This window comes from Ancylobacter crimeensis (assembly GCF_023016805.1).
Lineage (GTDB): Bacteria > Pseudomonadota > Alphaproteobacteria > Rhizobiales > Xanthobacteraceae > Ancylobacter > Ancylobacter crimeensis.
In genome coordinates, this window is the sequence record NZ_JALKCH010000006.1 from 297,542 (window position 1) to 323,631 (window position 26,090).

General features: G+C 67.7%; 27 protein-coding genes. 12 read left to right on the plus strand and 15 right to left on the minus strand.

Going from position 1 to position 26,090, the window contains the following annotated elements; all coding sequences use genetic code 11:
- Positions 1-4: 4 nt before the first annotated feature.
- From hisA to hisB, 4 genes are read right to left on the minus strand one after another with little or no spacing between them, the layout of a single operon-like run.
- A complete protein-coding gene (hisA, locus tag MWN34_RS11185) occupies positions 5-739 on the minus strand; it encodes a 1-(5-phosphoribosyl)-5-[(5-phosphoribosylamino)methylideneamino]imidazole-4-carboxamide isomerase (protein WP_247029249.1) in 735 nt (244 codons plus the stop codon).
- Positions 736-1,419, minus strand: coding sequence for an imidazole glycerol phosphate synthase subunit HisH (hisH, locus tag MWN34_RS11190; RefSeq protein WP_247029250.1), 684 nt, complete (start codon positions 1,417-1,419; stop codon positions 736-738). Before hisH ends, hisA begins: the two co-directional genes overlap by 4 nt.
- Positions 1,416-1,943, minus strand: coding sequence for a DUF2628 domain-containing protein (locus MWN34_RS11195; RefSeq protein WP_247029252.1), 528 nt, complete (start codon positions 1,941-1,943; stop codon positions 1,416-1,418). The genes hisH and MWN34_RS11195 overlap by 4 nt, the downstream gene beginning before the upstream one ends.
- Before the next feature lie 21 nt (positions 1,944-1,964).
- A complete protein-coding gene (hisB, locus tag MWN34_RS11200; protein ID WP_247029253.1) occupies positions 1,965-2,558 on the minus strand; it encodes an imidazoleglycerol-phosphate dehydratase HisB in 594 nt (197 codons plus the stop codon).
- 125 nt (positions 2,559-2,683) lie between these two features.
- Here hisB and hslV point away from each other — a divergent pair, with 125 nt between their 5' ends.
- From hslV to hslU, 3 genes are read left to right on the plus strand one after another with little or no spacing between them, the layout of a single operon-like run.
- The gene (gene hslV / locus MWN34_RS11205) at positions 2,684-3,244 is read left to right on the plus strand and encodes an ATP-dependent protease subunit HslV (RefSeq protein WP_247029254.1); all 561 of its coding nucleotides are present in this window, start codon (positions 2,684-2,686) and stop codon (positions 3,242-3,244) included.
- Positions 3,241-4,287 (plus strand): hypothetical protein, encoded by a 1,047-nt coding sequence (locus MWN34_RS11210; RefSeq protein ID WP_247029255.1) that lies wholly within the window; start codon positions 3,241-3,243, stop codon positions 4,285-4,287. The genes hslV and MWN34_RS11210 overlap by 4 nt, the downstream gene beginning before the upstream one ends.
- Before the next feature lie 36 nt (positions 4,288-4,323).
- Positions 4,324-5,631: an ATP-dependent protease ATPase subunit HslU gene (hslU, locus tag MWN34_RS11215; protein WP_247029256.1), complete on the plus strand. Its 1,308-nt coding sequence runs from the start codon at positions 4,324-4,326 to the stop codon at positions 5,629-5,631.
- 12 nt (positions 5,632-5,643) lie between these two features.
- On the opposite strand, the gene MWN34_RS11220 is transcribed toward hslU, so the two are convergent.
- Genes MWN34_RS11220 through MWN34_RS11235 form a run of 4 tightly spaced genes read right to left on the minus strand, consistent with a single transcriptional unit; the run spans position 5,644 to position 8,658 of the window.
- A complete protein-coding gene (locus MWN34_RS11220) occupies positions 5,644-6,015 on the minus strand; it encodes a helix-turn-helix domain-containing protein (protein WP_247029257.1) in 372 nt (123 codons plus the stop codon).
- Positions 6,016-6,025: 10 nt separating this feature from the next.
- Positions 6,026-6,625: a Smr/MutS family protein gene (locus MWN34_RS11225; RefSeq protein ID WP_247029258.1), complete on the minus strand. Its 600-nt coding sequence runs from the start codon at positions 6,623-6,625 to the stop codon at positions 6,026-6,028.
- On the minus strand, positions 6,622-7,914 hold the full coding sequence (gene mltA / locus MWN34_RS11230) for a murein transglycosylase A (RefSeq protein WP_247029259.1): 1,293 nt from the start codon (positions 7,912-7,914) through the stop codon (positions 6,622-6,624). The genes MWN34_RS11225 and mltA overlap by 4 nt, the downstream gene beginning before the upstream one ends.
- 12 nt (positions 7,915-7,926) lie before the next feature.
- Positions 7,927-8,658 (minus strand): Tim44/TimA family putative adaptor protein, encoded by a 732-nt coding sequence (locus MWN34_RS11235; protein WP_247029261.1) that lies wholly within the window; start codon positions 8,656-8,658, stop codon positions 7,927-7,929.
- A 396-nt stretch (positions 8,659-9,054) separates the two neighbouring features.
- Between MWN34_RS11235 and secB the strand changes: the two genes are divergently transcribed.
- The gene (gene secB / locus MWN34_RS11240) at positions 9,055-9,519 is read left to right on the plus strand and encodes a protein-export chaperone SecB (protein WP_247029263.1); all 465 of its coding nucleotides are present in this window, start codon (positions 9,055-9,057) and stop codon (positions 9,517-9,519) included.
- A gap of 39 nt (positions 9,520-9,558) precedes the next feature.
- Here the strand turns inward: secB and dnaQ are convergent, their stop codons facing one another.
- Genes dnaQ through MWN34_RS11265 form a run of 5 tightly spaced genes read right to left on the minus strand, consistent with a single transcriptional unit; the run spans position 9,559 to position 13,267 of the window.
- Entirely contained in the window at positions 9,559-10,278 is a 720-nt protein-coding gene (gene dnaQ / locus MWN34_RS11245; RefSeq protein WP_247029265.1) for a DNA polymerase III subunit epsilon, read from the minus strand.
- Positions 10,279-10,281: 3 nt separating this feature from the next.
- Positions 10,282-10,917 carry a dephospho-CoA kinase gene (coaE, locus tag MWN34_RS11250; protein ID WP_247029267.1) on the minus strand — a complete coding sequence of 212 codons (636 nt, stop codon included), beginning with the start codon at positions 10,915-10,917 and terminating at the stop codon, positions 10,282-10,284.
- Positions 10,917-11,777, minus strand: a complete 861-nt coding sequence (locus tag MWN34_RS11255) for a shikimate dehydrogenase (RefSeq protein ID WP_247029268.1) — start codon at positions 11,775-11,777, stop codon at positions 10,917-10,919. The genes coaE and MWN34_RS11255 overlap by 1 nt, the downstream gene beginning before the upstream one ends.
- Before the next feature lie 15 nt (positions 11,778-11,792).
- On the minus strand, positions 11,793-12,374 hold the full coding sequence (locus MWN34_RS11260; protein WP_247029386.1) for a Maf family protein: 582 nt from the start codon (positions 12,372-12,374) through the stop codon (positions 11,793-11,795).
- 32 nt (positions 12,375-12,406) lie between these two features.
- Entirely contained in the window at positions 12,407-13,267 is an 861-nt protein-coding gene (locus MWN34_RS11265; RefSeq protein WP_247029269.1) for a pyruvate, water dikinase regulatory protein, read from the minus strand.
- Positions 13,268-13,601: 334 nt separating this feature from the next.
- Between MWN34_RS11265 and hemE the strand changes: the two genes are divergently transcribed.
- The 3 genes from hemE to rho all read left to right on the plus strand — a co-directional run bounded on the left by hemE (position 13,602) and on the right by rho (position 16,583).
- The gene (hemE, locus tag MWN34_RS11270) at positions 13,602-14,633 is read left to right on the plus strand and encodes a uroporphyrinogen decarboxylase (protein ID WP_425532095.1); all 1,032 of its coding nucleotides are present in this window, start codon (positions 13,602-13,604) and stop codon (positions 14,631-14,633) included.
- A gap of 2 nt (positions 14,634-14,635) precedes the next feature.
- On the plus strand, positions 14,636-15,061 hold the full coding sequence (hemJ, locus tag MWN34_RS11275; protein WP_247029271.1) for a protoporphyrinogen oxidase HemJ: 426 nt from the start codon (positions 14,636-14,638) through the stop codon (positions 15,059-15,061).
- Positions 15,062-15,317: 256 nt separating this feature from the next.
- Positions 15,318-16,583 (plus strand): transcription termination factor Rho, encoded by a 1,266-nt coding sequence (rho, locus tag MWN34_RS11280; RefSeq protein ID WP_247029272.1) that lies wholly within the window; start codon positions 15,318-15,320, stop codon positions 16,581-16,583.
- A 441-nt stretch (positions 16,584-17,024) separates the two neighbouring features.
- Here rho and MWN34_RS11285 read toward each other — a convergent pair whose 3' ends face one another.
- Positions 17,025-19,100, minus strand: a complete 2,076-nt coding sequence (locus tag MWN34_RS11285; protein WP_247029273.1) for a thioredoxin domain-containing protein — start codon at positions 19,098-19,100, stop codon at positions 17,025-17,027.
- A 70-nt stretch (positions 19,101-19,170) separates the two neighbouring features.
- Between MWN34_RS11285 and mnmE the strand changes: the two genes are divergently transcribed.
- The 5 genes from mnmE (at position 19,171) to MWN34_RS11310 (ending at position 25,042) form a co-directional block, all read left to right on the plus strand.
- Positions 19,171-20,562 (plus strand): tRNA uridine-5-carboxymethylaminomethyl(34) synthesis GTPase MnmE, encoded by a 1,392-nt coding sequence (mnmE, locus tag MWN34_RS11290; RefSeq protein ID WP_247029275.1) that lies wholly within the window; start codon positions 19,171-19,173, stop codon positions 20,560-20,562.
- 91 nt (positions 20,563-20,653) lie between these two features.
- Positions 20,654-22,558, plus strand: a complete 1,905-nt coding sequence (mnmG, locus tag MWN34_RS11295; RefSeq protein ID WP_247029277.1) for a tRNA uridine-5-carboxymethylaminomethyl(34) synthesis enzyme MnmG — start codon at positions 20,654-20,656, stop codon at positions 22,556-22,558.
- 36 nt (positions 22,559-22,594) lie between these two features.
- Complete coding sequence (rsmG, locus tag MWN34_RS11300; protein ID WP_247029279.1) at positions 22,595-23,248, plus strand: 16S rRNA (guanine(527)-N(7))-methyltransferase RsmG; 654 nt, start codon at positions 22,595-22,597, stop codon at positions 23,246-23,248.
- 64 nt (positions 23,249-23,312) lie between these two features.
- On the plus strand, positions 23,313-24,131 hold the full coding sequence (locus tag MWN34_RS11305) for a ParA family protein (protein ID WP_247029281.1): 819 nt from the start codon (positions 23,313-23,315) through the stop codon (positions 24,129-24,131).
- Positions 24,132-24,163: 32 nt separating this feature from the next.
- The gene (locus MWN34_RS11310; protein ID WP_247029387.1) at positions 24,164-25,042 is read left to right on the plus strand and encodes a ParB/RepB/Spo0J family partition protein; all 879 of its coding nucleotides are present in this window, start codon (positions 24,164-24,166) and stop codon (positions 25,040-25,042) included.
- A gap of 15 nt (positions 25,043-25,057) precedes the next feature.
- Here the strand turns inward: MWN34_RS11310 and holA are convergent, their stop codons facing one another.
- A complete protein-coding gene (gene holA / locus MWN34_RS11315; protein WP_247029283.1) occupies positions 25,058-26,086 on the minus strand; it encodes a DNA polymerase III subunit delta in 1,029 nt (342 codons plus the stop codon).
- Positions 26,087-26,090: the final 4 nt, after the last annotated feature.

Sequence of the window (26,090 nt, forward strand, 5' to 3'; positions counted from 1 at the left end):
CGGCTCACAGCGGCAGCCCCGCCAGCACGGCGAGCGCCTCGCGCGGGTCGATGCGCCCGTCATAGAGCGCGCGGCCGGAGATGGCGCCCTCAAGCTTGCGCGCCCGCGGCTCGGTCAGCGCCCGCACATCGTCGAGCGAGGCAAGTCCGCCGGAGGCAATGACCGGGATGCTGATCGCTTCGGCCAGCGCGATGGTGGCGTCGAGATTGAGGCCCTTCAGCAGGCCATCGCGGGCGATGTCGGTGTAGATGATCGCGGCAACGCCGGCATCCTCGAAACGCCGGGCGAGGTCGAGCGCGGAGAGGTCGGAGGTCTCCGCCCAGCCCTCCACCGCGACACGTCCGTCCTTGGCATCGAGCCCGACCGCGACACGTCCCGGATGGCGCTTCGCCGCCTCCCGGACGAAATCCGGATCGCGCACCGCGGCGGTGCCGAGGATGACGCGGGTGACACCCTTCGACAGCCAGTTTTCGACGGTCGCGAGATCGCGGATGCCGCCGCCGAGCTGCACCGGCATCCCGACGGCCTCCAGGATCCGCTCGACCGCTTCGGCATTTACCGGACGCCCCTCAAAGGCGCCGTTGAGGTCGACAATGTGCAGGTAGCGGAAGCCCTGCGCTTCGAACAGCGCCGCCTGCTGGGCGGCGTCATGGTTGAAGACGGTCGCGCGGTTCATGTCGCCCTGCTGCAGGCGCACGCACAGGCCGTCCTTGAGGTCGATGGCAGGAAAGAGGATCACGGCGCCCACGTCAGGAAGTTGGCGAGAAGAGCGAGGCCGAGGCGCTGGCTCTTCTCGGGGTGGAACTGGGTGCCGGCGACGGTGCCGCGCGACACGATGGCGGTGACGGGCTGGCCATAGTCGCTCACCGCGACCACATCCGCTTCGTCCCTCGCCGCGAGGTGATAGGAGTGCACGAAATAGGCGTCGAGCCCCTCGGCTCCGGTGGGAATGCCGGCGAGCAGCGGGTGCGGCCGGCGCACGGTGAGCGAGTTCCAGCCCATATGCGGGATCTTGAGGCTCGCATCGGCAGGCTCCAGCTTCACGACGTCGCCGCCGATCCAGCCGAGACCTTCGGTCACGCCATGTTCGAGACCGCGCTCGGCCATGAGCTGGAGGCCGACGCAGATGCCAAGGAAAGGCCGGCCGTTCTTCTGCACCGCCTCGGTCAGTGCCTCCACCATGCCCGGCACGGCGTCGAGGCCGCGGCGGCAGTCCGCATAGGCACCGACACCGGGCAGCACGATACGGTCGGCGCGGCGCACTTCCTCGGGATCGGCGGTCACGACGACCCGCGTGCCGGTGCGGGCCTCGCTCGCCGCACGCTCCAGCGCCTTGCCCGCGGAATGCAGGTTGCCGGAGCCATAATCGATGAGGGCGACGGTGTTGCTGCCTGCGGCAGATGTGCTTGGCGCGGTCATGGGCGACCAGCCTCCGGAAAAAGCCCGAGAACGGGCGGCGCGACATCACGTCCTGCGAAGGATCTGGGGTTGGCAGCCGCCGGCGGCAGCGTCGGACGGGAGCCGACGGTATCGGTCGACTGCCCGGCGCCCGACGCCAGCCATGCCTCGAAGAAGCGGCGTTCGGCAGCGGGCAGGTCCGGAGCGACGACCGTTCCTATCTCCTGATAGCCGGCGCGCCGCAAGGTCCAGCGCCGCAGATCGGCCAGCAGATGCCCAACGAGGAGATGCGGTAGCAGGTCCAGAAAGGCGACCGGCCAACCCGAGGCGATATGGGGAACCAGCACGAACCACGCGCCGGCGAGCACGACATAGCCGGCGAAGGCGATCCAGAGCCGATGCCACAAAAGCACCAGTGGCCCCAGCACGAGCCCGGCCCGGCTGAAGCGTTCACGTACGAAGACGACGCCATCCGGCCATTCGCTCCGGTCCGGCTGCTCTCCGGCCGGAGCGGGTTGGAAGACGGTCCAGCTCGTCATTGCCATGCTGCCCTCCCTGCCGGCTCGTCAGCCACCGAGGCTGCCTTTGGTGGATGGTATCTCGCCGGCTGCCGCCGGGTCGACCGCCACGGCAGCGCGCAGGGCGCGCGCCAGCCCCTTGAAGCAGCTCTCGGCGATGTGGTGGGCGTTGGCCCCGTAGAGCGTCTCGACATGCAGCGTCAGACCGGCATTGATCGCGAAGGCCTGGAAGAACTCGCGCACCAGCTCAGTGTCGAACTCCCCGATCTTCGGTACCGCGAACTCGACCCGGAAAACGAGGAACGGCCGGCCGGAAATGTCGAGCGCGACGCGCGTCAGCGTCTCGTCCATCGGCAGATGCAGGCTGGCATAGCGGGTGATGCCACGCATCTCGCCCAGCGCCTGCCGCACCGCCTGGCCGAGCGCGATGCCCACATCCTCGACGGTGTGATGGAAATCGATGTGCAGGTCGCCCTTCGCCTCGACCGTGAGATCGATGCGCGCATGCCGCGCGAACAGGTCGAGCATGTGGTCGAAGAAGCCGACCCCGGTCGCGATCACCCCCTTGCCGGTGCCGTCGAGGTCGACCGACAGGTTGATCTGGGTTTCCTTGGTGGCGCGGGTAATGGCGGCCTTGCGCATGGTCGATGCTCCCGGAAGAGCCGGCGTCTTATCAGTTGAAGCCCTCTCGCGCCATATCTCGTGACGGCCGCCGATTGCGTTGATGGCGCGAGGGATTAAGTAAGGGCTCTCGACCGGAGCCTTTCATGAGCCACGCTCAGACCCACGACCCCAGCACCATCTACGGCACCACCATCGTTTCCGTGCGCAGCGGCAACCGCGTCGCGATCGGCGGCGACGGGCAGGTGACCCTCGGCACCACGGTGATGAAAGCCAATGCGCGCAAGGTGCGCCGGCTCGGCCGGGGCGACGTGATCGGCGGCTTCGCCGGCGCCACCGCCGACGCCTTCACCCTTTTCGAGCGGCTGGAGGCGAAGCTCGAACAATATCCCGGCCAACTGCAGCGCGCCGCGGTCGAACTCGCCAAGGACTGGCGCACCGACCGCTATCTACGCCGGCTGGAAGCCATGATGATCGTGGCGGATGCGAATATCACGCTGGTGCTGACCGGCACCGGCGACGTCCTGGAGCCCGAGGCCGGCATCGCCGCCATCGGCTCGGGCGGCAGCTTCGCTTTGGCGGCGGCGCGGGCGCTGGCGGATAGCGGGAAAGATCCCGAGGCGATCGTGCGCAAGAGCCTCGCCATCGCTGCCGACATCTGCATCTACACCAACGGCAATCTCACCGTGGAGACGATCGGGGAATGATCGCCGAGCGCACCCTGCGTGCTGCCCTCGATCGCGGTATCCTCACCGTGCCGCAGGCGGAAGCGCTACGGGTACTGGAGGCCGAACTGGACGCCGCGGCGCCGGCCGTGCCGATTTCCCACGACGACGAGCGGCTGCGCTTCATCACCGGCTTCGGCGATATCTTCGTCACCATCGGGCTCGGCCTGTTCCTGACGGCGCTGTCCTATTTCGCCGACCGCACGCTCTCCCTCCCGGCCGGCTGGGCAGCCATCGCGGCGGCGAGCTGGCTGCTGGCGGAATACTTCACCCGCCGGCGGCGCATGGCCCTGCCCAGCATCGTGCTCCTCATCGTCTTCGCCGGATCGGTGATGGCCGCCGCCAGCCTGCTTCTGACCGGAAGCACCGGCGGCTGGCTGTTCGGATTCGCAAACGCGCCCCATGGACTCGAACTCGCCGGTGCGGGTGTGGCGACGCTCGCCGCGGTCACGCTGCACTATGCCCGCTTCCACGTGCCGATCACCATCGCGGCGGGCGCGGCGGCGCTGGTCGCCATCATCGTGGGGCTGGCGGGAGCGCTGATTCCGGCGCTGGCGGAAGGCCCTTCGCCGCTACTGCTGATCCTGTGCGGCCTCGGGGTGTTCGCCCTCGCCATGGCCTTCGACATGAGCGATCCGCACCGGGAGACACGGCGCACCGACATAGCCTTCTGGCTCCACCTTCTCGCCGCGCCGCTGATCGTGCATCCGCTGTTCAACGGCCTTACCGGCGACGCTTCATCCGGCGGCGTGCCGGTCTGGCCGGTGCTCATCGCCTTCCTGCTGCTCGGCGCCGTCGCGGTCCTGATCGACCGCCGGGCGCTGCTGGTCTCGGGACTGGTCTATGCCGGCTATGCGTTCGGTGCACTGGTCCGCTCGAGCGGTCTCACCGGTCTCGAAACACCGCTGACCTTGCTGGTGCTCGGCGGCTTCGTCCTTCTGCTCAGCGCCGCCTGGCATCCGCTCCGCCGCGCCGTTCTTTCCGTCCTGCCCCCGGGGCTCGCCGGTCGCCTGCCGCGACCCTGAACCCCGTATCCTGCTATCCGTGAGCCACGACCGGACATGACCAACTTCTCCCCCCGTGAAATCGTCTCGGAGCTCGACCGCTACATCGTCGGTCAGCATAATGCCAAGCGCGCCGTGGCCATCGCCTTGCGCAACCGCTGGCGACGCCAGCAGCTCGAGGGTCAACTGCGCGAGGAGGTTCTGCCGAAGAACATCCTGATGATCGGGCCCACCGGCGTCGGCAAGACCGAGATCTCGCGCCGCCTCGCCCGCCTCGCCAATGCGCCGTTCCTGAAGGTGGAGGCGACCAAGTTCACCGAGGTCGGCTATGTCGGCCGCGACGTCGAGCAGATCGTGCGTGATCTCGTCGAAATCGGCATCGGTCTGGTGCGCGAGACGCGGCGCAAGGACGTGGAGGCCAAGGCCCATCTGGCTGCCGAGGAGCGCGTGCTGACCGCTCTGGTCGGCGCCACCGCCTCCTCCGGCACGCGCGAGGCGTTCCGCCGGAAGCTGCGCGACGGCGTGCTCGACGACAAGGACATCGAGATCGAGGTGACCACCCCGGCGCAGGGCATGCCGATGTTCGAGATTCCCGGTATGCCGGGGGCGCAGATGGGTGCCATCTCCATCGGCGACATGCTTGGCAAGGCCTTTGGCGGCCGTACCAAGGCCCGGCGCGTGACCGTGAAAGAGGCCCATCCGCTTCTGCTGGCGGAGGAGGCCGACAAGCTGATCGACCAGGACGCCATCGTTCAGGAGGCCATTCGGGCGGTGGAGGAAAACGGCATCGTCTTCCTCGACGAGATCGACAAGATCGCCGGCAGCGAGCGGCGGGGCGGGGCGGATGTCTCCCGCGAGGGCGTGCAGCGCGACCTGCTGCCCCTGATCGAGGGCACGACGGTCTCCACCAAGCACGGGCCGGTGAAGACCGACCACATCCTCTTCATTGCGTCGGGTGCGTTCCACGTCTCGAAGCCCTCCGACCTGCTGCCGGAACTTCAAGGCCGCCTGCCGATCCGGGTCGAGCTCGAGGCGCTGACCCGCGAGGATTTCAAGCGCATCCTCACCGAGACCGAGGCGAGCCTCGTCAAGCAGTCGGTGGCGCTGATGGCGACGGAGGGTGTCACCCTCACCGTGACCGACGACGCCATCGAGGCGCTGGCCGACATCGCCGTGGAGGTGAATGCGACGGTCGAGAACATCGGCGCCCGCCGGCTTCAGACCGTGATCGAGCGCGTACTGGACGACCTGTCCTTCACCGCGCCCGATCGGGGTGGGGAGACCATCGTCATCGACGGCGCCTATGTCCGCGACCGGGTCGCCGATCTCGCACGCAATGCCGATCTCAGCCGCTTCATCCTGTAGGCGGACGGCCGGTCAATGCCCGCCGGGCCGGCTGAGGATCTTCAGGCGGCCCAGCAGTTCGGCAATTGCCTCCTGCGGCAGGGTGGCGATTTCCTGCGCCAGCAGATTGGCGAGCTCCGTCGCCTCCGGCGTCAGGCCGGCCGTGTCGACCACCACGCGGGGATCGGACAGCTCGGCGAGGGTGCGCAGGGATTCCGCCTCGTCCCAGATGACGTTGAAATAGGCCATGATGCGCTGAAGCATCATGAAGCTCGGCTGCCCTCGCTTGCCGTGCTCCAACGCCGAGAGATAGGCCGCCGAAACACCGAGTTCGGCCGCCATCTCCTTCAGCGTGACGCCGCGCTCCGCGCGCAGCTCCCGCATCCGCCGGCCGAAAGGGGTCATGCCCGGTTCCTCACGGCTGGTAGCCGCGCGCCCGACGGATGCGCACATAGAGCGCACCTTCCCCGCCATGGCCGCGCGCCGCTGTCTCGAAGCCGATCACGACCGAGCGCAGGGCCGGCTCGGCGAGCCATTGCGGCACCACCCGGCGCAGCACGCCGCGTCCGCCGTCGAAGGAGAAGCCGGCCTCGCCCGACCCCTTGCCGGTGATGACGAGGACGACGCCATAGCCGGCGTGCTGGGCACCAATGAGGAAGCTATGCAGGCGGTGATGAGCGGCGGCCTGGGTCAGGCCGTGAAGGTCGATACGCGCCTCGACCTCATGAACACCACGGGACAGGCGGCGGCGCAGCTTCGGCTCCATCGGCGCCAGCGGTGGCGCGGAGGGAGCGGGCGCCGGCTCGGGCCGGACAGCAGGTGCGGCTTTTCCGGCCGTGCTGGCCGGCATTTCTGCAGGAGGCGAAGCCGTTTCGACCGGCTTCGGCGCATCGGGCGCCGCCGGAGGGGGCGGGGCGTGGAGCCGTTCGATGTCGCGCGTCACATATTTCCACAGGGCGCGCTCATCGGGATTGAGCGTTCGGCTGCGGCGCCGACCGTTCTGCCAACCGCTCATCGCAGGGCACCCGACAGGCCGGACGCTGCCGTATCGATGCCGTGGGGTCGCCGCGGCGGGCGGGGCGGGGCGGGCGCGCGTTGCGGATCGAGGAGCCGCGGCAGCAGCATCACGAAATGACCGCGCTGCTGGATGCGTCCGGCAATGGCGCCGGCCTCCTTACCGGTACCGAGGAAGATGTCGGCTCGCGCCGGCCCCACGATGGCGGAACCGGTATCCTGTGCGATCATCAGGCGGCGGAACGGAGTGACCGGATCGACGCTCTCCATCGGCAGTTCGGCATCGATGAAGAACGGCGTGCCGTAGACATGCAGCGCCCGGTCGACCGCGATCGAGCGGCCGGCCGTGAGCGGCAGCTTCTGCGCACCCACGGCACCGTCCCCGGCGCCGAGCTCGCTGGCGACGCGAAAGAAGACATAGGACCTGTTCTGCCGCATCAGCTCGCGACCTTCCATCGGATGGTCCGTGATATAGGCCCGGATCGTATCCATGGAGACCTTGTCGCGAGCGAGAATGCCGCGTTCCACCAGAATTCGCCCGATCGGCGTGTAGTTCTGGCCGTTGTGGCCGTCATAGTTGAGGCGAAGCACCTCGCCGTCCGGCAGCCGGACCCGAATCGAGCCCTGGATTGCGGCGAAGAAGGCATCGACCGGGTCCTTGATCCACACCAGTTCCAGTCCGCGATCCTTCAGCGCCCCATCCTCGATCGCACCGCGATCGTAATAGGGGACCAGCTGTTCATCCGGCGTGCGCCGGAAGGCCTGACCGCGATTGGCCGGCGTGCCGGCCACGGGCGCGCTCTGGATGAGGTCGGGCGGCCGGCGATAGAGCGGGGTGGCGAAGACATCCGAGGGTGTGGTCGAGCCTTCGACCTCGGGTTCGTAATAGCCGGTGAGGAAGCCGGTCGGCTGGTCGATGGGGGCGATCCGCACCGGGCGGAAAGCCCGCTCGAAGAAACGCCGGGCCGCGCGCTCGGACAGCTTCGCCGGCAGTCGCAGCGCCGAGCGGCAGATCGGCTTGAGGGCGGTAAAGACCGGGCGGGGCGGATCGACGAGGTCCGAGCCGGCGAGGATTGGCCCGCAGCTCTTGCGGAAGGTCGCCAAGGCGGCGCGGTGGTCGTCTACGCTCCAGCCGGGGATGAACCCGTAAGCGATCGGTTCGATCGCCGCCTGAGGCATGCGGAAAACCTCGCGTGCCGCGCCGGTCCCGGCACCGAGGGTGACGAGAAGCGCGGCAAGGGCGGCCTGGAGGATCAGGCGAAAGGGAGAAAAGCGGGTCGGGGTGTACACCCCGTCACCGTGTCACGAAGCGGCTTCCGTCGCCACCAGCTTCCAGTTCGGATCGCGGGCGCCAAGGTCGCGGGAGAAGGTCCACACATCGGTCACGTCGCCCACCTTCTCGGGATCGCCTTCGACCACCTCGCCCGACGCATTGCGGGTAACGGAGATGAGCTGGGAGACGAAGCGCACGGCGACCTGGGCGGTGCGGCCCTTCACCTGCGCGTCGATGAGATCGGATTTGGCAATGGCGACGAGATGCGTCTCCATCGTTTCGCCACGCGCTTCGCGCTCGGCCATGGCGCCTGCAAAGCCGTCATAGACGTCCTTGGCGAGCAGATCCTTCAGGATCCGCCGGTCGCCGGCGGCAAAGGCATTGACGATCATCTCGTAAGCCGCACGGGCGCCTTCGACGAAGTGACGCCCGTCGAATGTCCGGTCCTGTGCGGCAATGGCGTCAAGACCATTTGCGACCGCCGAACCGATGTCGGCGATCCCCGACCAGCGCGGAGCGGGGGGGGCGGGCTCGGCAGGGTCCGGCTCGGGATCGCGCGGCCTGGCGGCATCGCCAGCTCCGGGAAAGCTGACCACCTTGCCCGGCTGCTCGCCCGGCGCCGGCGCCTTGGTGGCGTCGCGGCGCGAATAGGGATCGTAAGGCGGCCGCTCGCGCCCGGTGCGCTGGCCGAGGACGCTGCGCAGCCGGATGAAGATGAACACGGCCAGAGCCAGGAAGATGATCGTATAGATATCGAACACGTCGCCAATGCCGCGTTGCGCCGCCAGTGAGCCCAATGCCCGCCCGCGGTCGAAGTTCCATTGCACCCGTCACCCGCCGCGCCGCTTGGCGGGCCTCGGGCTTCCTGCCTATTTACGCGCTTGCGGAGATTTCGCCACCCCGCAAACTGCCCTTGGGTCAGTCACATGCCGGACAACCGGCCCGCACCTGCTCCGGCAGCGACACTAGAACAGATGCGGGCAGGGTGCCAACGCGCCGAAATGCGGGCCACAGCGTGGGCGTGCCCGGGGTCTTCCTTCGCCGCCTTGTTCCCAGCACGAAGCCGTGATAGCGACGCGGCTCCGGGCTCGGCGAGACGAGCCGGCAGCCGCCCACCCGCCAGGATGAACCGGCGGGGCGACCACGGAGACATCCCCATGACCGATGCCGACAACGCCGTGACCATGCCGACGCTGCATGTCGTCGCGCAGTACACCAAGGATCTCTCCTTCGAGAACCCCGGCGCGCCGGCCACGCTCTCGCCGAACGGGCAGCCGCAGATCGGCATCCAGATCAATGTCAACGCCCGTCCGGCTCGCGATGGCGAGTTCGAGGTCGAGCTGAAGATCGAGGCCAAGGCCGAGACGAACGGCAAGGTGCTGTTCAATGTCGAGCTGGTCTATGGCGGCCTGTTCCGCGTGCAGAACGTTGCCGAGGAGACGCTGCACCCCTTCGTCATGATCGAATGCCCGCGCATGCTGTTCCCGTTCGCGCGGCAGATCCTGGCCGACACGGTGCGCAATGGCGGCTTCCCGCCCCTGATGATCGACCCGGTCGACTTCGTGTCGCTCTATCGCCAGCGCATGGCCCAGACCCCGCCCTCGCCGGTGATGGCGTCCTGAGGATCCGACCTGCCGGGCCGCGCCCGACCTGAGTGCGGCTCAGGCGTCTTCGGCCGCCGGCGCAGGGTCGAGATAATCCTTCCAGATGGCGGCGTCGCCGAGTGTCTTCACGAAGGCCGCGTGCGCCGCCATTTCTTCATCCGACACCCGCACCTTGAGCGGCACCGGCCGCAGGAGCGGCTCAGCGGACTGGGTGCGTTCCTCGCGCCGCACCACCGTCTCCGCGCTCATCAGGATGAGCGCCGCCTGGCGACCGCCGGCCAGCTCGCTATAGACCTCCGCCAGAAGCTCCGAATCCAGCAACGCCCCGTGCTTGGTGCGTCGTGAGGCGTCGATGCCATAGCGCGAACACAGGTCGTCGAGCCGGTTCGACGCATTGGGATGACGCCGACGGGCGAGGGCGAGGGTGTCGATGACGCGGTCGAAGGTCAGGGGCGACTGGCCGATCCGGGCGAGCTCGGCATTGATGAAGCCGATGTCGAACGCCGCATTATGGATGACCAGCGGCGAATCCGCGATGAAATCGAGAAACTCCTGCGCCACCTTGGCGAAGACCGGCTTATCGCGCAGGAACTCGCTGGACAGCCCGTGCACGTTGAACGCCTCGATCGGCATGTCGCGCTCGGGATTGATATAGACGTGGAAATTGGCTCCGGTCGCGATCTTGTTCAGCATCTCGACACAGCCGATCTCGACCAGCCGATCGCCACGCAGGGGATCGAGGCCCGTCGTTTCGGTATCGAGAACGATCTCGCGCATGCCTCACCTGTCTTCCTTCGCCCGGCCGGGCAACGAGCCGAGGATGTCCTCGACGATCTTGGCCACCTGCCGGCGCGCCACCTCGACGCCTGACCCGGTATCTATGACGAAATCGGCGCGTGCCCGCTTCTCGGCATCGGGTATTTGGCGCAGCACGATGGCCGCGAATTTCTCCGCCGTCATCCCCGGCCGCTCGAGAACCCGCTCGCGCTGGATTTCCGAGGGCGCCGAGACCACCGCGACCGCATCGACCCGGTCCTGCGCGCCGGTCTCGTACAGCAGCGGGATGTCGAGCACCGCCAGTGCCGCACCTCTATCCGCCGCCTCATCGAGGAAGCGGGATTCGCGCGCCCGGACAAGCGGATGCACGATGGCCTCCAGTCGCTTCATCGCGGCCTCGTCGCCCAATACCCGCGCGCCGAGCCGGCTGCGATCAATCATCCCGTCGACCGCGACGCCGGGAAACGCCGCCTCGACGGGTGCAACGCCTTCCTCGCAATACAGCGCGTGGACGGCCGCATCGGCATCGTGAACCGGTATGCCCAGCTCCCCGAACAGCCCGGCGGTCGTCGATTTTCCCATCCCGATCGAACCGGTGAGCCCCAGCCGGAAAAGACGGGGCGGGCGGGCGACGGCCATCAATGCAACTGACCCTTGGCCGCGAGGTCGGCAATGACGTATGCGCGCAGCTCCGGCGTCACCTCGGGCCGCACCCCGAACCAGCGCTCGAAGCCCGGTACCGCCTGGTGCAGCAACATGCCGAGCCCGTCTACCGTGGCGAGGCCCCGCGCCTGCGCCGCGCGCAACAGGGGCGTTTCCAACGGCACATAGACTGCATCCGTGACCACCGTGTCAGGCGACAGCGCAGAGAGATCGAGATCGAGCGGCGGCTGGCCATTCATGCCGAGCGAGGTGGTGTTCACCAGAAGGCGGCAGCCCGCCAGCGTGCCGCCGATGTCCCGCCACGCGACGGGCAGGACCCGTGGGCCGAACTGGGCGCGCAGGATCTCCGCGCGCTCCAGCGTGCGATTGACCACCACCACCCGGTCTATGCCGCGATCGAGCAGACCACGGATAATGGCCCGCGATGCTCCACCCGCACCCAGTACCACGGCCTCGGTGAGCACCTGATCCCATCCCGGCGCACCGGCGTCGAGGTTGGCGAGGAAACCGTACATGTCGGTATTCGCGCCATGGAGCCGCCCGTCCTCCAGCCACAGTGTATTCACCGCGCCCAGTTCCTCGGCTACCGGATCGCGTTCCGCACAGGCCCGAAAGGCGGCTTCCTTGTGGGGAATGGTGACATTGCCGCCGACATAGCCGGCCGCGGCCAGCCCGAATAGAAAGCCGTCGATATCCTCGCTCGGAACATCCGCGCGCTCATAGGTCCCTCGGAGGCCGTGCAACCGCAACCAGTAGCCATGGACCAGCGGCGAACGCGAATGGGCGACGGGATGGCCGATGACGCAAGCACGAGCGACGCGGCTACTGGGGGACACGGCGCTCTCCTCCGGTCAGATGAGGGCGCCTTCGTGGCGCAGAAAGGCCAGCAATGGCAACAGCGGAAGCCCGAGAATGGTGGAATGGGCACCCTCCACCTTCTCGAACAGGTGAATGCCGAGCCCCTCCAACTGATAGCCGCCGACGCTGGTGAGGATCGCGTCGCCGACGGCGTCGAGATAGGTGTCGATCACCTCGGGCGTGAGAACCCGCATGGTGAGATGGGCGCTGTCGGCAAGCGAAAAGACGATCTCGCCGTCACGCGCCAATGCAATCGCCGAATGAAGTTCATGGGTCGCGCCCGACAGCCGCTGGAGCTGCGCCCGTCCGGCGGCGCGGCTTTCCGGTTTGTGGAAGGCTTCCTCGCCGAAGGCGAGCGTCTGGTCGGCGCCGAGTACCAGCCGGCCGGGATGATCGGCCGCGGCGGACAGCGCCTTTTCGCGCGCCAGCAGCACCGCCACCTGCTTGGGCCCGGAGCCCTGCGCGCGGGCGACCTCCTCGACCGCACGCTCGTCGATGGCGGCGACCACCACCTCGAAGGGGATGCGGGCCGCATCGAGCAGGGCCCGGCGGGCGGCGCTCTTCGATGCCAGCATCAGCGGCGCGGGCGCCCGCCACAACGAGCTGCTCACGAGGAGAACTCCTCTGAAATCCGGCGCCGATGCTCCTGCAGCAGCCCGATGATGGCCGCCGCGGTTTCCTCGATGGAGCGGCGCGTGACGTCGATCACCGGCCAGCCGGCACGGGCGCAGAGCTGGCGCGAATGGGCAACTTCCTGTGCCACGGCGTCTTCGTCGATATAGGATTCGTCGCCCTGGAGCGCGTTGAGGCCGAGCAGCCGGTTGCGGCGGATCTCCACCACCCGCTGCGCGCTCGCGACCAGCCCGACGACCAGCGGATGCTTGAGTTCGTAGAGCCCCGGGGGGACCGGAACATTCGGCACCAGCGGGATGTTGGCCGTCTTGATGCCCCGATTGGCGAGATAGATGCTGGTCGGCGTCTTCGAGGAACGCGAGATGCCGAGCAGCACCACGTCCGCACCTTCCAGCCCCTCGGTGTGCTGGCCGTCATCATGAGTGACCGTGAAATTCATCGCGTCGATGCGGCGGAAATACTCGCCGTCGAGCTGATGCTGGCCGCCCACCCGCGGGGTCGGCTCGCCGCCAAGATAGGCCTGGAACAGCCGCACCACCGGCGCGAGAACCGAAAGCACCGGGATGCTGTTGCGGGTGCAATAGGTTTTCAGCCGGTCGCGCAATTCGCGGTCGGTCAGGGTGTAGAGCACGATGCCGGGCTGGGCCTCGATATCGACCAGCACGCGGTCGAGCTGCTTCTGGTTCCGCACCAGCGGATAGATATGCTCGATAGGACGGGCGGAGCTGTATTGCGCCGCCGCGGCACGGCCGACGCTGATCAGCGTCTCGCCCGTGGAGTCGGAGACGAGATGGAGATGGAAATAGCTCTCCGATGCCAGGTTCGTCTCGCTCACTTGCTATCCACAGCCCTGTGGGTGACCTGTCGAAAAAGCCACGTGGTGGGACGTCTGACAAGGTCTGTCTGGGGACAGCGGGGTTTCATGTCCACAATAGAACGCGATGTGGACGATCCTATGAAGGTGGGCTGGGGAATCGAGGATAACTCGCCACAGCCTCGCAACACCGCGGCCACACTCGTTAATTTTTGGTTAACGAGGCGCGCCCGACAAGGCCTGGCGTGGGGATTGGTTGTCGATAGGCCGTAACCCGGCTAATCCGCACCCACAAACTACAAAGACTCCATAGGAAAGAGATTTATAAAGTATGAACGGGGTAGTGGAGGAATGCCTGCCGGACAGCCCGCTGCTCCAGGCACTCAACGGTCGGGTACCCGCGCGGGTTCCGATCTGGATGATGCGTCAGGCGGGGCGCTATCTGCCCGAGTACCGGGCGTTGCGGGAGAAGGCCGGCGACTTCCTCTCGCTCTGCTACAACCCCGATTTCGCCACCGAGGTCACGCTCCAGCCGATCCGCCGTTTCGGCTTCGACGCGGCGATCCTGTTTTCCGACATTCTCGTGGTTCCTCATGCTCTTGGCTGCGATCTTCGGTTCGAGCAGGGCGAAGGGCCACGCCTCTCGACCGTCACCTCGCTGGCGGATCTCGACGGCCTTCGCTCCCAGCTCGACCCCGACAAGGTGGGGCGCGTCTATGAGGCGGTCGCGAAGATCCGGGCGTCTCTGCCACGCGAAACCGCGCTTCTCGGCTTCTGCGGCGCTCCCTGGACGGTTGCGACCTATATGGTGGCCGGGCGGGGCGGCGACGAACAGGTGCCGGCCCGACGGGCGGCCTATCGCGACCCGGTCTTCTTCGCCGCTCTGATCGACCGGCTGGTCGAGGCCTCCGCCACCTATCTGATCGCCCAGTTCCGTGCCGGCGCCGATGCGGTGCAGATCTTCGACAGCTGGTCCGGCGTGCTCGATCCGGAGGAATTCCGGCGATGGGTGGTCAGTCCGATCAGGAGGATTGTGAGTGCAGTCAGGGCGGAGATTCCGGGCGCACCCATCATTGCCTTCCCGAAAGGCGCCACCCTCTCCGGGCTCACCGAACTCGCCTTCGCGACCGGCGTGAACGGCATCGGGCTGGACTGGACCGCGGACCGCCGGAACGTGCGTGCCGCGCTCGGTGCCCGCTTCGCGCTCCAGGGCAATCTCGATCCGCTCCGGCTCATCGCCGGCGGGCGTGCGCTGGATGAGGGGATCGACGCGCTGATGGCGGATTTCCGCGGCGCCGCCCATATCTTCAATCTCGGCCACGGCATCCGTCCGGAAACGCCGATCGCCCATGTCGAGCAGATGCTGAAACGGGTCCGGGGTTTCTGAACATGGCCTATGAGTGGATCAAGGCGCTGCACGTCGTCGCCATCATCTCCTGGATGGCGGGCATGCTCTATCTGCCGCGGCTGATGGTCTATCATTGCGACGCCCCGGCGGGGTCCGCGCAGTCGGAGACCTTCAAGGTCATGGAGCGCCGGCTGCTGAAGGCCATCATCAACCCGGCGATGATCGTGGCGTGGCTGTCCGGCCTGACGCTGGCCTGGCAGGGCGGCTGGTTCTCCGATGGCTGGCTTCACGTGAAACTGGTGCTGGTGCTGGCGATGAGCGCGGTGCACGGCATGATGTCGGGCTGGGTGCGGCGGTTCGGCGAGGACCGCAACACCCGTTCCGCGCGTTTCTATCGGATCGCCAACGAGGTCCCGACCGTGCTGATGGTCGCCATCGTGATCATGGTGGTGGTGAAGCCGTTCTGATTTCCCGTTCCCGCTTTTCTCGCGTCCCGCCCTTGCGGGGAATCGCTGCGCCGCCTATGTTGACGGCGCTTTCCACAAAGCTGGCTGGCGCACGCGTCCTTTTCCGCATCTTCTCCAGATGGCGGCAGTGCACCGGGACAGGGACCCAAGCCTTGCGGCGGTCCGCTTCCACAGACCAGCTCCTCCTTCTTCCTTCCCAGTCCCGGCCCGCGCCTTGTGCCGATCCGGCCCTGCCAAACTTCCGAGGCCTTTTCCCATGGGGGAAATGAAGCTCCAGGACCTCAAGTCCAAGAATCCGGCCGAACTCCTCGTGTTCGCCGAGGAACTGGAGGTCGAGAACGCCAGCACGCTGCGCAAGCAGGAGCTGATGTTCGCCATCCTGAAACAGCTCGCCGCCCGTGAGACCGACATCATCGGCGAGGGCGTGGTCGAGATCCTGTCCGACGGTTTCGGCTTCCTGCGCTCGCCGGACGCCAATTACCTTCCCGGCCCTGACGACATTTATGTCTCGCCCTCGCAGATCCGCCGCTTCGGCCTGCGCACCGGCGACACGGTGGAAGGCCAGATCCGCAGCCCGAAGGATGGCGAACGCTATTTCGCGCTGCTCAAGGTCAACACCATCAATTTCGAAGACCCGGACAAGATCCGGCACAAGATCAACTTCGACAACCTGACCCCGCTCTATCCCGACGAGCGGCTGAAGCTGGAACTCGAAGACCCGACCCGCAAGGATTTCTCCGCGCGCGTCATCGACATCGTGGCCCCGATCGGCAAGGGCCAGCGCGGCCTGATCGTCGCGCCGCCGCGCACCGGCAAGACGGTGCTGCTGCAGAACATCGCCCAGTCGATCACCACCAATCATCCCGAGTGCTACCTCATCGTGCTGCTCATCGACGAGCGGCCGGAGGAAGTCACCGACATGCAGCGCTCGGTGAAGGGCGAGGTGGTGTCCTCCACCTTCGACGAGCCGGCAGCACGCCATGTGCAGGTCGCGGAAATGGTGATCGAGAAGGCCAAGCGGCTGGTCGAGCACAAGCGCGACGTCGTCATCCTGCTGGATTCGATCACCCGTCTGGGCCGCGCCTACAACACGGTGGTGCCGTCCTCCGGCAAGGTGCTGACCGGCGGTGTCGATGCCAACGCCCTGCAGCGGCCCAAGCGCTTCTTCGGCGCGGCCCGCAACATCGAGGAAGGCGGCTCGCTGACCATCATCGCCACCGCGTTGATCGAGACCGGCTCGCGCATGGACGAAGTCATCTTCGAGGAGTTCAAGGGCACCGGCAATTCCGAGGTGATCCTCGACCGCAAGGTGTCGGACAAGCGCGTCTTCCCGGCGATCGACATCACCCGCTCCGGCACCCGCAAGGAAGAGCTGCTGGTTGCGGCCGACCAGCTCAAGAAGACCTATGTGCTGCGCCGCATCCTGAACCCGATGGGCACGGTCGACGCCATCGAGTTCCTGATGGACAAGCTGCGTCAGACCAAGACTAATGGCGACTTCTTCGATTCCATGAACACCTGATCGAACGGCGGAGTCCCGCGGTGGTGAGAGAACAGACGCCCGGCGAGAGCGGGGCGTTTTCATGTGTGGGTGGGCGTACTGGCAAGACCGGATGGGCGCCTTCAGTCTCACGCTGACCCACCCCTGGGCGGGTTATGCGAATCCGCCGATCGCAGGATCCTCTTATTTCGTAGGCGGAATGAGACGTGGTCACGCGTGAGATGCAATCGAAAGATGCACGCAGCGCTGTTACACCCGAAAAAATCCCGGCCCCACAAATGACTCAGGACGGCAGAAACGGATGCCGTCCGATGCTTTCCCCGCAATTCATCATTTTGGCGCCAGAGCGGATTTCTGTTCATTATACGGGGATAGCGCGTCTCAAGCCCGATTCTTCCACAGGTCAGCGTCAGCGTGGGAGGTCTGAGCCGCCTTTCGGTCGAACGGATGAAAGGTCCCTGCTCATGAGGCCCCGGAATCCCGCGACAGGGCATCCGTCAGCCGATTCGGATCCGTAACGGGAAGCGAACAGATCTGGCCGGCACAGAGGAAGGCGGCGCCGCCCGGTGTCGCCTCCGCCTTTGCTCGCGCCGGGTGATCCGGGGCGAGCGCCGTGGCCGATGTCGCCCGGCTCAACGTGATGTCGATGCGCGGCAGCCGGCCGGCTGCCTGCCACAAGGCATCCGCCTGCGGGCCGGCGCCGACCACGACGATTTCGGGCGCCCTCAGCCGGGTGTCCAGCGCGTTGAGCAGGCCGGCATGGCTGTAGAGGTGCGGCGCGGCGCGCGGCAGCAGGGCATCGAACAGCCGGTCGAGCCGCGCCAGCCATGCCGTGTCGCCCGTGACGGCGTGGAGCGCGGCGAGGTTGCGGGCCTGGAGTGCGTTGGGGTTCGTCACGGCATCGTCGGCGGTGGAATCCGGGCGGAGGATCAGGCCCTCGGCGTCGTCCGCGGTCATGTAGTAGCCGCCCCCCGCCTCGCCGCCGGCACCGATCTCCGCATGGTGGGCGTCGAGCGCGTGCGACCAGGCGGTGGCGCGCTCCAGATAGAACCTCTCGCCGGTCGCCTCGTGCAGCGCCAGAGCGGCGCGCACCATGGCGGCGTAATCGGCCGACAGACCCGGAAACACCAGCCGTCCGGCGCGCCAGCTATGGCCGAGACGATCGCCGCGCGTCAGCGATCCGGCGACAAAACGGAAAGCGCGCGCCGCAGGCTCCAGCCATTCCGGCCGCTCCAGCCGCAGCGCGGCGCGGGCCAGCGCCGCGATCATCAGGCCATTCCAGTCGGCCAACACCTTGTCGTCGCGGCCCGGCCGGACACGTGTTTCGCGAACCGCGAGCAGCCTGTCGCGCAGCACGGCGAGGCGCACCTCGTCCGCTCCCGAGAGTTCGCCGCCCTTCAACCGGTTCGGGATCGAGACGCCCTCCCAATTGCCGAAGGGTGTGATGTCGTAGTGCCGGGCGAAGAACTCGGCATCCTCGGCACCGAGCGCGGCGAGCAGCTCCTTGAGGGTCCAGACATAGAAGCGGCCCTCATGGCCTTCCGAATCAGCATCGAGACTGGCGGCGAAGGCGCCCTCCTCCGTCACCATCTCGCGCAGCAGCCATCCGACCGTTTCCTCCGCCCGTTGGCGGAACAGCGGGTGGAAGGTCTCGTTCGCGGCGAGCGCCAGCAGCTCGAGGAGCTGCGCGTTGTCGTAGAGCATCTTCTCGAAATGCGGCACCAGCCAGCGCTCATCGACCGAATAACGCGAGAAGCCGCCGCCGATATGGTCGTAGATGCCGCCCTGGCTCATGGAATCGAGCGCATGCAGGGCCTCGTCGCGGAAGCGCTCGCGTCCCGTCCGCTCCCATGCCCGCCACAGCAGTTCGAGAAAGGGCGTGTTGGGAAATTTCGGGGCGCCCTGCACGCCGCCATGCTCGGGATCCATGATGCCGAGGATGCGGCTCGCGACATCGTCCAGCTCGTTCGGCCCGATGACGACCGTGCCGGCCGGGCGCGCCTTCTGGGTGAGGCGCTGCAGCAGCGCTTCGCGGTTGGACGAAATGCGCGGGTCGCCATTCACATAGGCCTGCGCCATGGTGCGCAGCACGTCGGCGAAGGCGGGCTGGCCGTAGCGCGCCTCCTTCGGGAAATAAGTGCCGCCCCAGAAGGGAGCGCCGTCGGGGTCGAGGAACATCGTCATCGGCCAGCCGCCCTGCACGCCGAGCTGCTGCAGCGCCGACATGTAGATCTGGTCGATGTCGGGCCGCTCCTCGCGATCGACCTTGATGTTCACGAAAAGCTCGTTCATCACCGCGGCGGTGGCGTCGTCCTCGAAACTTTCATGCGCCATGACGTGGCACCAATGGCAGGCCGCATAGCCGACGGAGAGCAGGATGGGCCGGTTCGTCGCCCGCGCCTGCGCCAAGGCCTCCGGGCCCCACTGCCACCAGTCGACGGGATTGTCCTTGTGCTGGAGCAGATAAGGACTGGTGGCGTCGGCGAGCCGGTTGGTCGGCCGGGGCGCGGTGGCGTGGTCGATCGGATGGTCAGTCACTTGGCATCCTCGAAGCGTCGGGGCCGGCGCAGCCTGCCACCCGAAAGAACATCGAGATAGGGCGTAGCGCGTGGACGCACAGCAGAAAACCGGAACCGACGTCGCAGCCGACGTGCCGCGCGACACCATCGCCGCGGTCTCGACCGCGAGCGGACGTGCCGCCGTCGCCGTCATCCGCCTGTCCGGTCCGGCGGCGGGTGCGGCGCTCATGGCACTGGCGGGGCGCTTGCCGGAACCGCGCCGGGCTTTGCTGTCGACCTTGCGGGATGCGGCGGGCGAGCATCTCGACCGGGCGCTGGTGCTGTGGTTCCCCGCCCCGCGCAGCGCCACCGGCGAGGACATGGCGGAGCTGCACGTCCATGGCGGGCGGGCCGTGATCGCCGCGGTGCTGGAGGCGCTGTGGCGCGTGCCCGGCGTGCGCCCCGCCGAAGCCGGCGAATTCACCCGCCGCTCCTTTCTCAACGGCAAGATGGACCTCGGCGCGGTGGAGGGCCTTGCCGACCTGCTCGCGGCCGAGACCGAAGGCCAGCGCCGCCTCGCCCTCGCCCACGCCTTCGGACGGTTGGGCGAACGGGTGGAAGCCTGGCGCGGCCGGCTCATACGAGCCATGGCGCTGATCGAGGCCGGCATCGACTTTGCCGAGGAGGAGGACGTGCCGCGCGAGGTGCGTGCTGCCGCCCGTCCGGAGGTCGAGGCCCTGCGCGCGGAACTGGCCGAGGCGCTGGCGGACCGGCGCGGCGAACTGGTGCGCGAGGGCGCGAGCGTGGCGATCGCCGGCCTGCCCAATGCCGGCAAGTCGTCCTTGCTGAACGCGCTCGCCGCGCGCGACATCGCGATCGTCTCCGACGAGCCGGGCACCACGCGCGACATCGTAGAGGTTGCGCTGGATCTCGGCGGCCGCAAGCTGGTGCTGATCGACACCGCCGGGCTGCGGGACGAGGGCGTCGGCAAGGTCGAGGCCGAGGGCATCCGCCGGGCGCGGGCGCGGATCGCGGCGGCGGACCTGGTGTTGTGGGTGCACGATGCCGGCACCGGGGCGGCCCCGCAGGCCCTGCCCGCCATGGAGCGCACGGGCGCGGCGGAGCTGTGGTTGCTGGCAAACAAGAGCGACGCTCCCGGTGCTGTCTCGCCCGAAGCACCGTGGGCGCAGCGCCGTCTCGCGCTCTCCGCCCGCACCGGCGCGGGCATCGCGGACTTGACGAGCGCGCTCGCTGACTGGCTCGCCAGGCGCGCTCCGCCGGCGGGTGAACACCCGGCCCTTATCCGCGCGCGCCACCGGCAGGCGGCGCAGGCGGTGATCGAACATCTTGATGCCGCGCTGGCGCGCTGGGAGACCCAGGACGAAGCGATGCTGGCGGAGGAACTGCGTCTCGCCGCCAATTCCCTCGCCCGGCTGGCGGGCCGGATCGATGTCGAGGATTTGCTCGATGTGGTGTTTCGCGAGTTCTGCATCGGCAAATAGCGTTTCACGTGAAACGGTCGATTCGGAACCGTGACGGCTTGCTCGCGTCTCTCCGCTTGACGCGGGCCGCGGAAAGCGGTTTCCACAGGTCATGAGCCACGTCACTCCCCTCCCTGATGCCACCGATCGCTACGACGTCATCGTCGTCGGCGGCGGTCATGCCGGTACCGAGGCTGCCGCAGCTGCGGCGCGCAGCGGCGCCCATACCGCGCTGGTGACCCACAGCCGCGCGACCGTCGGCGCCATGTCGTGCAATCCGGCGATCGGCGGGCTCGGCAAGGGGCATCTGGTGCGCGAGGTCGATGCGCTGGACGGGCTGATGGGCCGCCTTGCCGATGCCGCCGGCATCCAGTTCCGCGTGCTTAACCGGCGCAAAGGCCCCGCGGTGCGCGGCCCGCGGGCGCAGGCGGATCGCAAGCTCTATGCGACAGCCGCACGGGCAGCTATCGATTCGGAGCCGAACCTTGACCTCATCGAGGGCGAGGCCGACGATCTGGTCGTCACCGATGGCCGCGTATCCGGTCTGGTGCTGCGCGATGGCCGGCAGTTGCGGGCGGGTGCCGTGGTGCTGACGACGGGCACCTTTCTCACCGGCCTCATTCATATCGGCGATCAGCGCATCCCGGCGGGCCGCATGGGCGAGCAGCCGGCGCTTGGGCTTTCCCGCACGCTGGCCCGGCTTGGCCTCAGCCTCGGCCGTCTGAAGACCGGCACCCCGCCGCGGCTCGATGGGCGCAGCATCGACTGGGCCTCGCTGGAGATGCAGCCGGGCGATACGCCGCCGGAGCCTTTCTCGATGCTGACGGCGGCGATCACCACCGCTCAGATCGCCTGCGGCATCACCCGCACCACAGATGCGACGCATGAGGTGATCCGGGCCAATCTGGCCCGGTCGGCGATGTATTCCGGTTCGATCACCAGCGTGGGACCGCGCTATTGCCCGTCGATCGAGGACAAGATCGTGCGCTTCGGCGAGCGCGACGGTCACCAGATCTTCCTCGAGCCGGAGGGTCTGGACGATGATACGGTTTATCCGAACGGCATCTCCACCTCCCTGCCCGCGGAGGTGCAGCAGGCGCTCTTGCAGACTATTCCGGGTCTGGAACAGGTGCGCATGGTGCGGCCGGGCTATGCCATCGAATATGACCATGTGGATCCGCGCGAGCTGGAACCGACGCTGGAAACTCGGAAGATGCCCGGCCTTTTCCTCGCCGGACAGATCAACGGCACCACCGGCTATGAGGAGGCGGCGGCGCAGGGGCTGGTCGCGGGCCTCAATGCGGCGCGCCGGGCGGGTGGTGCCGACGGCGTGACCTTCGACCGGGCCGAGGCGTATATCGGGGTGATGATCGACGATCTGGTGAGCCGCGGGGTTTCCGAGCCCTACCGTATGTTCACATCCCGCGCCGAGTATCGTCTCTCGCTGCGGGCCGACAATGCGGATCAGCGGCTGACCGCGCGCGGCGTCGCCCTCGGCTGCGTGCGGCGTGAGCGTGAGGTCGCCTTTGCCGCCAAGAACACCGCGCTCGAAGAGGCGCGGGCTTTCGTCGAGACGCACCGCCTCACGCCCAAGGAAGGCGAAGCCCACGGTCTCGTGCTCAATCAGGACGGCCAACGCCGCAGCGCCTATGAGCTGCTCGCCTATCCCTCGATCGACTGGGCCAGCATCTGCCGGATCTGGCCGGAGGCGAACCGCTTTGCCCCCGCCATCGGGGAGCAGATCGAAATCGACGCCACCTATGCGGTCTATCTCGATCGACAGGCCGCGGATATTGCGAGCTACCGGCGCGACGAGAACGCCGCACTGCCCGCGGCCATGGACTATGCCGGGTTGGCCGGCCTGTCCAACGAGCTCAAGCTGAAACTCGATTCGATTCGGCCCCGTACCATTGGTCAGGCGGCGCGGATTGACGGGATGACGCCGGCGGCGCTCGCGCTGCTGGTGGCACATGCGCGTAAGGGAAATGCCGCGGCCGTGGACAAGGATGCGATCTGATCTCGCAGTCACACGCCGTTAACGCTATAGAAAGGCATGGTTCCGCCCCTCGATTTGCCCTCCGATCGCGCCCGCGCGCTGGCCCTCACCCCTGTTTCACGTGAAACAGAAGACCGGCTGGTCGCCATCGTCGCGCTGCTGGAGAAGTGGCAGAAGACGATCAATCTGGTCGCACCGGCGACGCTGCCGGAAATCTGGACGCGCCACATCGCCGATTCGCTTCAGCTTGTCGCGCTGGCGCCGGGCGCGGTGCGCTGGGTCGACCTCGGCTCCGGGGGCGGTTTTCCGGGCCTCGTGGTCGCCGCAGCGCGGGCCGACGATCCCGGCATGGATGTCACGCTGGTGGAAAGCGACAGCCGCAAGGCGGCCTTCCTGCGCGAGGCGGCACGTATCGGCGAGTTGCCTGTGACCGTGCTGCCGAACCGGATCGAGGCCGTGGCCGAGCGCATCGCGCCGGGGGTGGAGGTGGTTTCGGCGCGCGCGCTTGCGCCATTGCCGAAACTTCTGGAGCTCGCCGCGCCCTTTCTTGCGCAAGGCGCGCGAGGGCTGTTCCTCAAGGGTCAAGATGTTGATAACGAATTGACCGAAGCCTCTAAATCTTGGAAGATTCAGGCCACAACGCATCCAAGCCTCACCCATGGCGAGGGGCGCATTCTTGTGGTCGAGCACGCCGGGAAGCGGCACATATGACATGTGCCGTGCCGCTTCGGGCGATGCAGCTTGATGCCTCCGGCGTGAGGCGAGGATTGGCACCATGAGCGAGCTTCCCCCGCATCTGGCTCCCCGCGTTCTGGCGCTCGCCAACCAGAAGGGCGGCGTCGGCAAGACCACGACCGCGATCAATCTCGGCACCGCGCTGGCCGCGATCGGCGAACGGGTGTTGATCATGGATCTCGACCCGCAGGGCAATGCTTCCACCGGTCTCGGCATCGAGCAGCGGGAGCGGCGCGTGTCGAGCTATGACGTGCTGGTGGGCGACGCGCCGATGAGCGAGGCACTGCTGCCGACCGCCGTGCCGCGTCTGTCGCTGGTAGCTTCGACCATGGACTTGTCCGGCCTGGAGCTGGAGATCGCGGGCTTCAAGGATCGTGCGTTTCGGCTCCGAAACGCCATCCGCGCCATGAGCGAACCGACTGGTACGAGCCCGTTCGACTACATCCTGATCGATTGTCCGCCTTCCCTGAACCTCATCACCATCAACGCGATGGCGGCGGCCAATGCGATCCTGGTGCCGCTACAATGCGAGTTCTTTGCCCTTGAGGGGCTTTCACAGCTCCTCAAGACGGTGGAGCAGGTGCGCACCACGCTCAACCCGCAGCTCACCATCCACGGGGTGGTGCTCACCATGTTCGACGCCCGCAACAACCTGTCCAACCAGGTGGTCGAGGATGTGCGGCAGTTCCTTGGCGCGAAGGTGTACGAGACGATCATCCCGCGCAATGTGCGGGTTTCCGAAGCGCCGTCCTACGGCAAGCCGGCGCTGCTTTACGACCTGAAATGCACCGGCTCGCAGGCCTATATTCGTCTCGCTTCCGAAATTATCCAGCGCGAGCGCGAACTGAGGGCCGCCTGAGCGCGCGTCTGTAAGAGGAGAAGCCGATGGCCATGCCGGATGAGAACGGACGTTCCCGCCTCGGACGCGGGCTTGCCGCGCTGATCGGCGATGTGCGCGAGGAAAACGCTGCGCCGGAGCGGCCCCACGCCGGCCAGCGCCGGGTGCCGGTCGCATTCCTGCGGCCCAACCCGCGCAATCCGCGCCGCACGTTCGGTGAGGCGGAGCTGGCCGAGCTTGCGGAATCGATCCGTGCCCGCGGCGTGATCCAGCCGATCGTGGTTCGTGCGGCCGGGCCGGAGAGCTTCGAGATCGTCGCCGGCGAGCGGCGTTGGCGGGCGGCGCAGGCCGCCGCGCTGCACGAGGTCCCGATCGTCGTGGTCGAGGTGAACGACCGCGAGGCGCTCGAGATTGCGATCATCGAGAACGTCCAGCGCGCCGACCTCAACCCGCTGGAAGAGGCGATGGGCTATCAGGCGCTGGCGGATCAGTTCGCCTATTCGCAGGCCGATGTCGCCCGCATCATCGGCAAGAGCCGCAGCCATGTCGCCAACACGCTGCGCCTGCTCAAGCTGCCCGATGAGGTGAAGACCTATCTGGCCGATGGCCGCCTCTCCGCCGGCCATGCCCGCGCTCTGCTGACGCAAGAGGATCCGGCCGCGATCGCACGGGCCATCGTCGAGCAGGGCATGAATGTGCGCGAGGTCGAGGCACTGGCGCAGGAACTGAACCACGCCCGCGCCGAGGCCGAAGGACGGCCGGCGCGGGTGCGCGCGCCCGTCGATGCCGATACCCGCGAGATGGAGCGCCGCATCGCCGATGCGCTCGGCCTGAAGGTCGTGCTGAAGCATGACGGCGAAAAGGGCGAATTGCGCATCCGCTACACTTCGCTGGAGCAGCTCGACGAGCTCGCCCGCCTGCTCGGCGCCTGAACGGCCGGGGGTCGGTCAGCTTCCCCGCCGGGCCTGGATCGCGAGCTGCAGGAGGGCGCGCTCGGCGATGGCCGGGCCGAGGCCGGCATTGCGGCGGGCGCCGAGCAGCGCATCGTCCAGCGCCAGCAGCGCGGTCCGCAGGCGCGCGGTGTTCCAGCTCTTCAGGGCACGCTCCACCAGCGGCTTGCGGCGGAAATGCACCGCTGGCCGGATACCTTCGATGACCCGTTCGGCCGCCGTTCCGGCCTCGACCTGAAGCCGCATCTGGTGCAGGGCCAGCAGAGCGCGCTGCACCGCGCCGAGCACGACATCGGGCCGCATGCCCTCCCCCATCGCCTTGGCATAGGCGTCCGCCATCGGCGCTCCGCCGCCCGCGAGCGCGTTGTCGGCGATCTCATCCAGCGCCAGGCTCGAGGCGTCGCCGACGATGGCGCGGACATGCTGGCTGGTGATGCGCGTCTCGCCCTGCGCGTAAAGCAGAAGCTTGGCGATTTCCCCGCGCGAGGCCAGCCGATCGCCGCCGAGCAGGCCGGCGAGCTCAGTGCGGGCGTCGCGCTCGACGCTCATGCCCGCCTCCGTTGCCATAGCGTCGATCAGCTTGACGACATCGCGCTCGCCATCGGCATAGCAGGCGATCGCGAGCGCGTGGGGCGAGCCCTCGCACAGCGCGCGCAACGGGGCGCCGCGCTTGAGGTCGCCGGTCTCGATCACCACCACCGCCTCGGCGGGCGGCGCGGCGAGCAGGGCCTCCACCGCCGGCAGCACGTTCCGCGCGCCGACCCGCAGCGAGACCACCCGGCGGCCGCCGAACAGGGCGATGGTGCTCGCCTCCTCCACCAGCCGGCCGGGACTGCCGGAAATCTCGTCGCCGTCGAGCTTCACCCGGCCGAACGGATCGCTCGATCCCGTCTCGGCGCGACGCAGATAGGTCTCGGCACGTTCGCGCACCAGTCCGGCGTCGGGCCCGAACAGCAGCACCACCGGACGTAGCGGGTCGATGCGGGAGAGGGCGGCATCGGCGTCCTGCGGGCGCACGGCAACCATGAGC

Excerpts from the sequence above, each read along its gene's own strand:
- hisH (WP_247029250.1), bottom strand. The coding sequence starts at position 1,419 with ATGACCGCGCCAAGCACATCTGCCGCAGGCAGCAACACCGTCGCCCTC.
- MWN34_RS11195 (WP_247029252.1), bottom strand. The coding sequence starts at position 1,943 with ATGGCAATGACGAGCTGGACCGTCTTCCAACCCGCTCCGGCCGGAGAG.
- hisB (WP_247029253.1), bottom strand. The coding sequence starts at position 2,558 with ATGCGCAAGGCCGCCATTACCCGCGCCACCAAGGAAACCCAGATCAAC.
- hslV (WP_247029254.1), top strand. The coding sequence starts at position 2,684 with ATGAGCCACGCTCAGACCCACGACCCCAGCACCATCTACGGCACCACC.
- MWN34_RS11210 (WP_247029255.1), top strand. The coding sequence starts at position 3,241 with ATGATCGCCGAGCGCACCCTGCGTGCTGCCCTCGATCGCGGTATCCTC.
- hslU (WP_247029256.1), top strand. The coding sequence starts at position 4,324 with ATGACCAACTTCTCCCCCCGTGAAATCGTCTCGGAGCTCGACCGCTAC.
- MWN34_RS11220 (WP_247029257.1), bottom strand. The coding sequence starts at position 6,015 with ATGACCCCTTTCGGCCGGCGGATGCGGGAGCTGCGCGCGGAGCGCGGC.
- MWN34_RS11225 (WP_247029258.1), bottom strand. The coding sequence starts at position 6,625 with ATGAGCGGTTGGCAGAACGGTCGGCGCCGCAGCCGAACGCTCAATCCC.
- secB (WP_247029263.1), top strand. The coding sequence starts at position 9,055 with ATGACCGATGCCGACAACGCCGTGACCATGCCGACGCTGCATGTCGTC.
- dnaQ (WP_247029265.1), bottom strand. The coding sequence starts at position 10,278 with ATGCGCGAGATCGTTCTCGATACCGAAACGACGGGCCTCGATCCCCTG.
- coaE (WP_247029267.1), bottom strand. The coding sequence starts at position 10,917 with ATGGCCGTCGCCCGCCCGCCCCGTCTTTTCCGGCTGGGGCTCACCGGT.
- MWN34_RS11260 (WP_247029386.1), bottom strand. The coding sequence starts at position 12,374 with ATGCTGGCATCGAAGAGCGCCGCCCGCCGGGCCCTGCTCGATGCGGCC.
- hemJ (WP_247029271.1), top strand. The coding sequence starts at position 14,636 with ATGGCCTATGAGTGGATCAAGGCGCTGCACGTCGTCGCCATCATCTCC.
- rho (WP_247029272.1), top strand. The coding sequence starts at position 15,318 with ATGGGGGAAATGAAGCTCCAGGACCTCAAGTCCAAGAATCCGGCCGAA.
- mnmG (WP_247029277.1), top strand. The coding sequence starts at position 20,654 with ATGAGCCACGTCACTCCCCTCCCTGATGCCACCGATCGCTACGACGTC.
- rsmG (WP_247029279.1), top strand. The coding sequence starts at position 22,595 with ATGGTTCCGCCCCTCGATTTGCCCTCCGATCGCGCCCGCGCGCTGGCC.
- MWN34_RS11305 (WP_247029281.1), top strand. The coding sequence starts at position 23,313 with ATGAGCGAGCTTCCCCCGCATCTGGCTCCCCGCGTTCTGGCGCTCGCC.
- MWN34_RS11310 (WP_247029387.1), top strand. The coding sequence starts at position 24,164 with ATGCCGGATGAGAACGGACGTTCCCGCCTCGGACGCGGGCTTGCCGCG.
- holA (WP_247029283.1), bottom strand. The coding sequence starts at position 26,086 with ATGGTTGCCGTGCGCCCGCAGGACGCCGATGCCGCCCTCTCCCGCATC.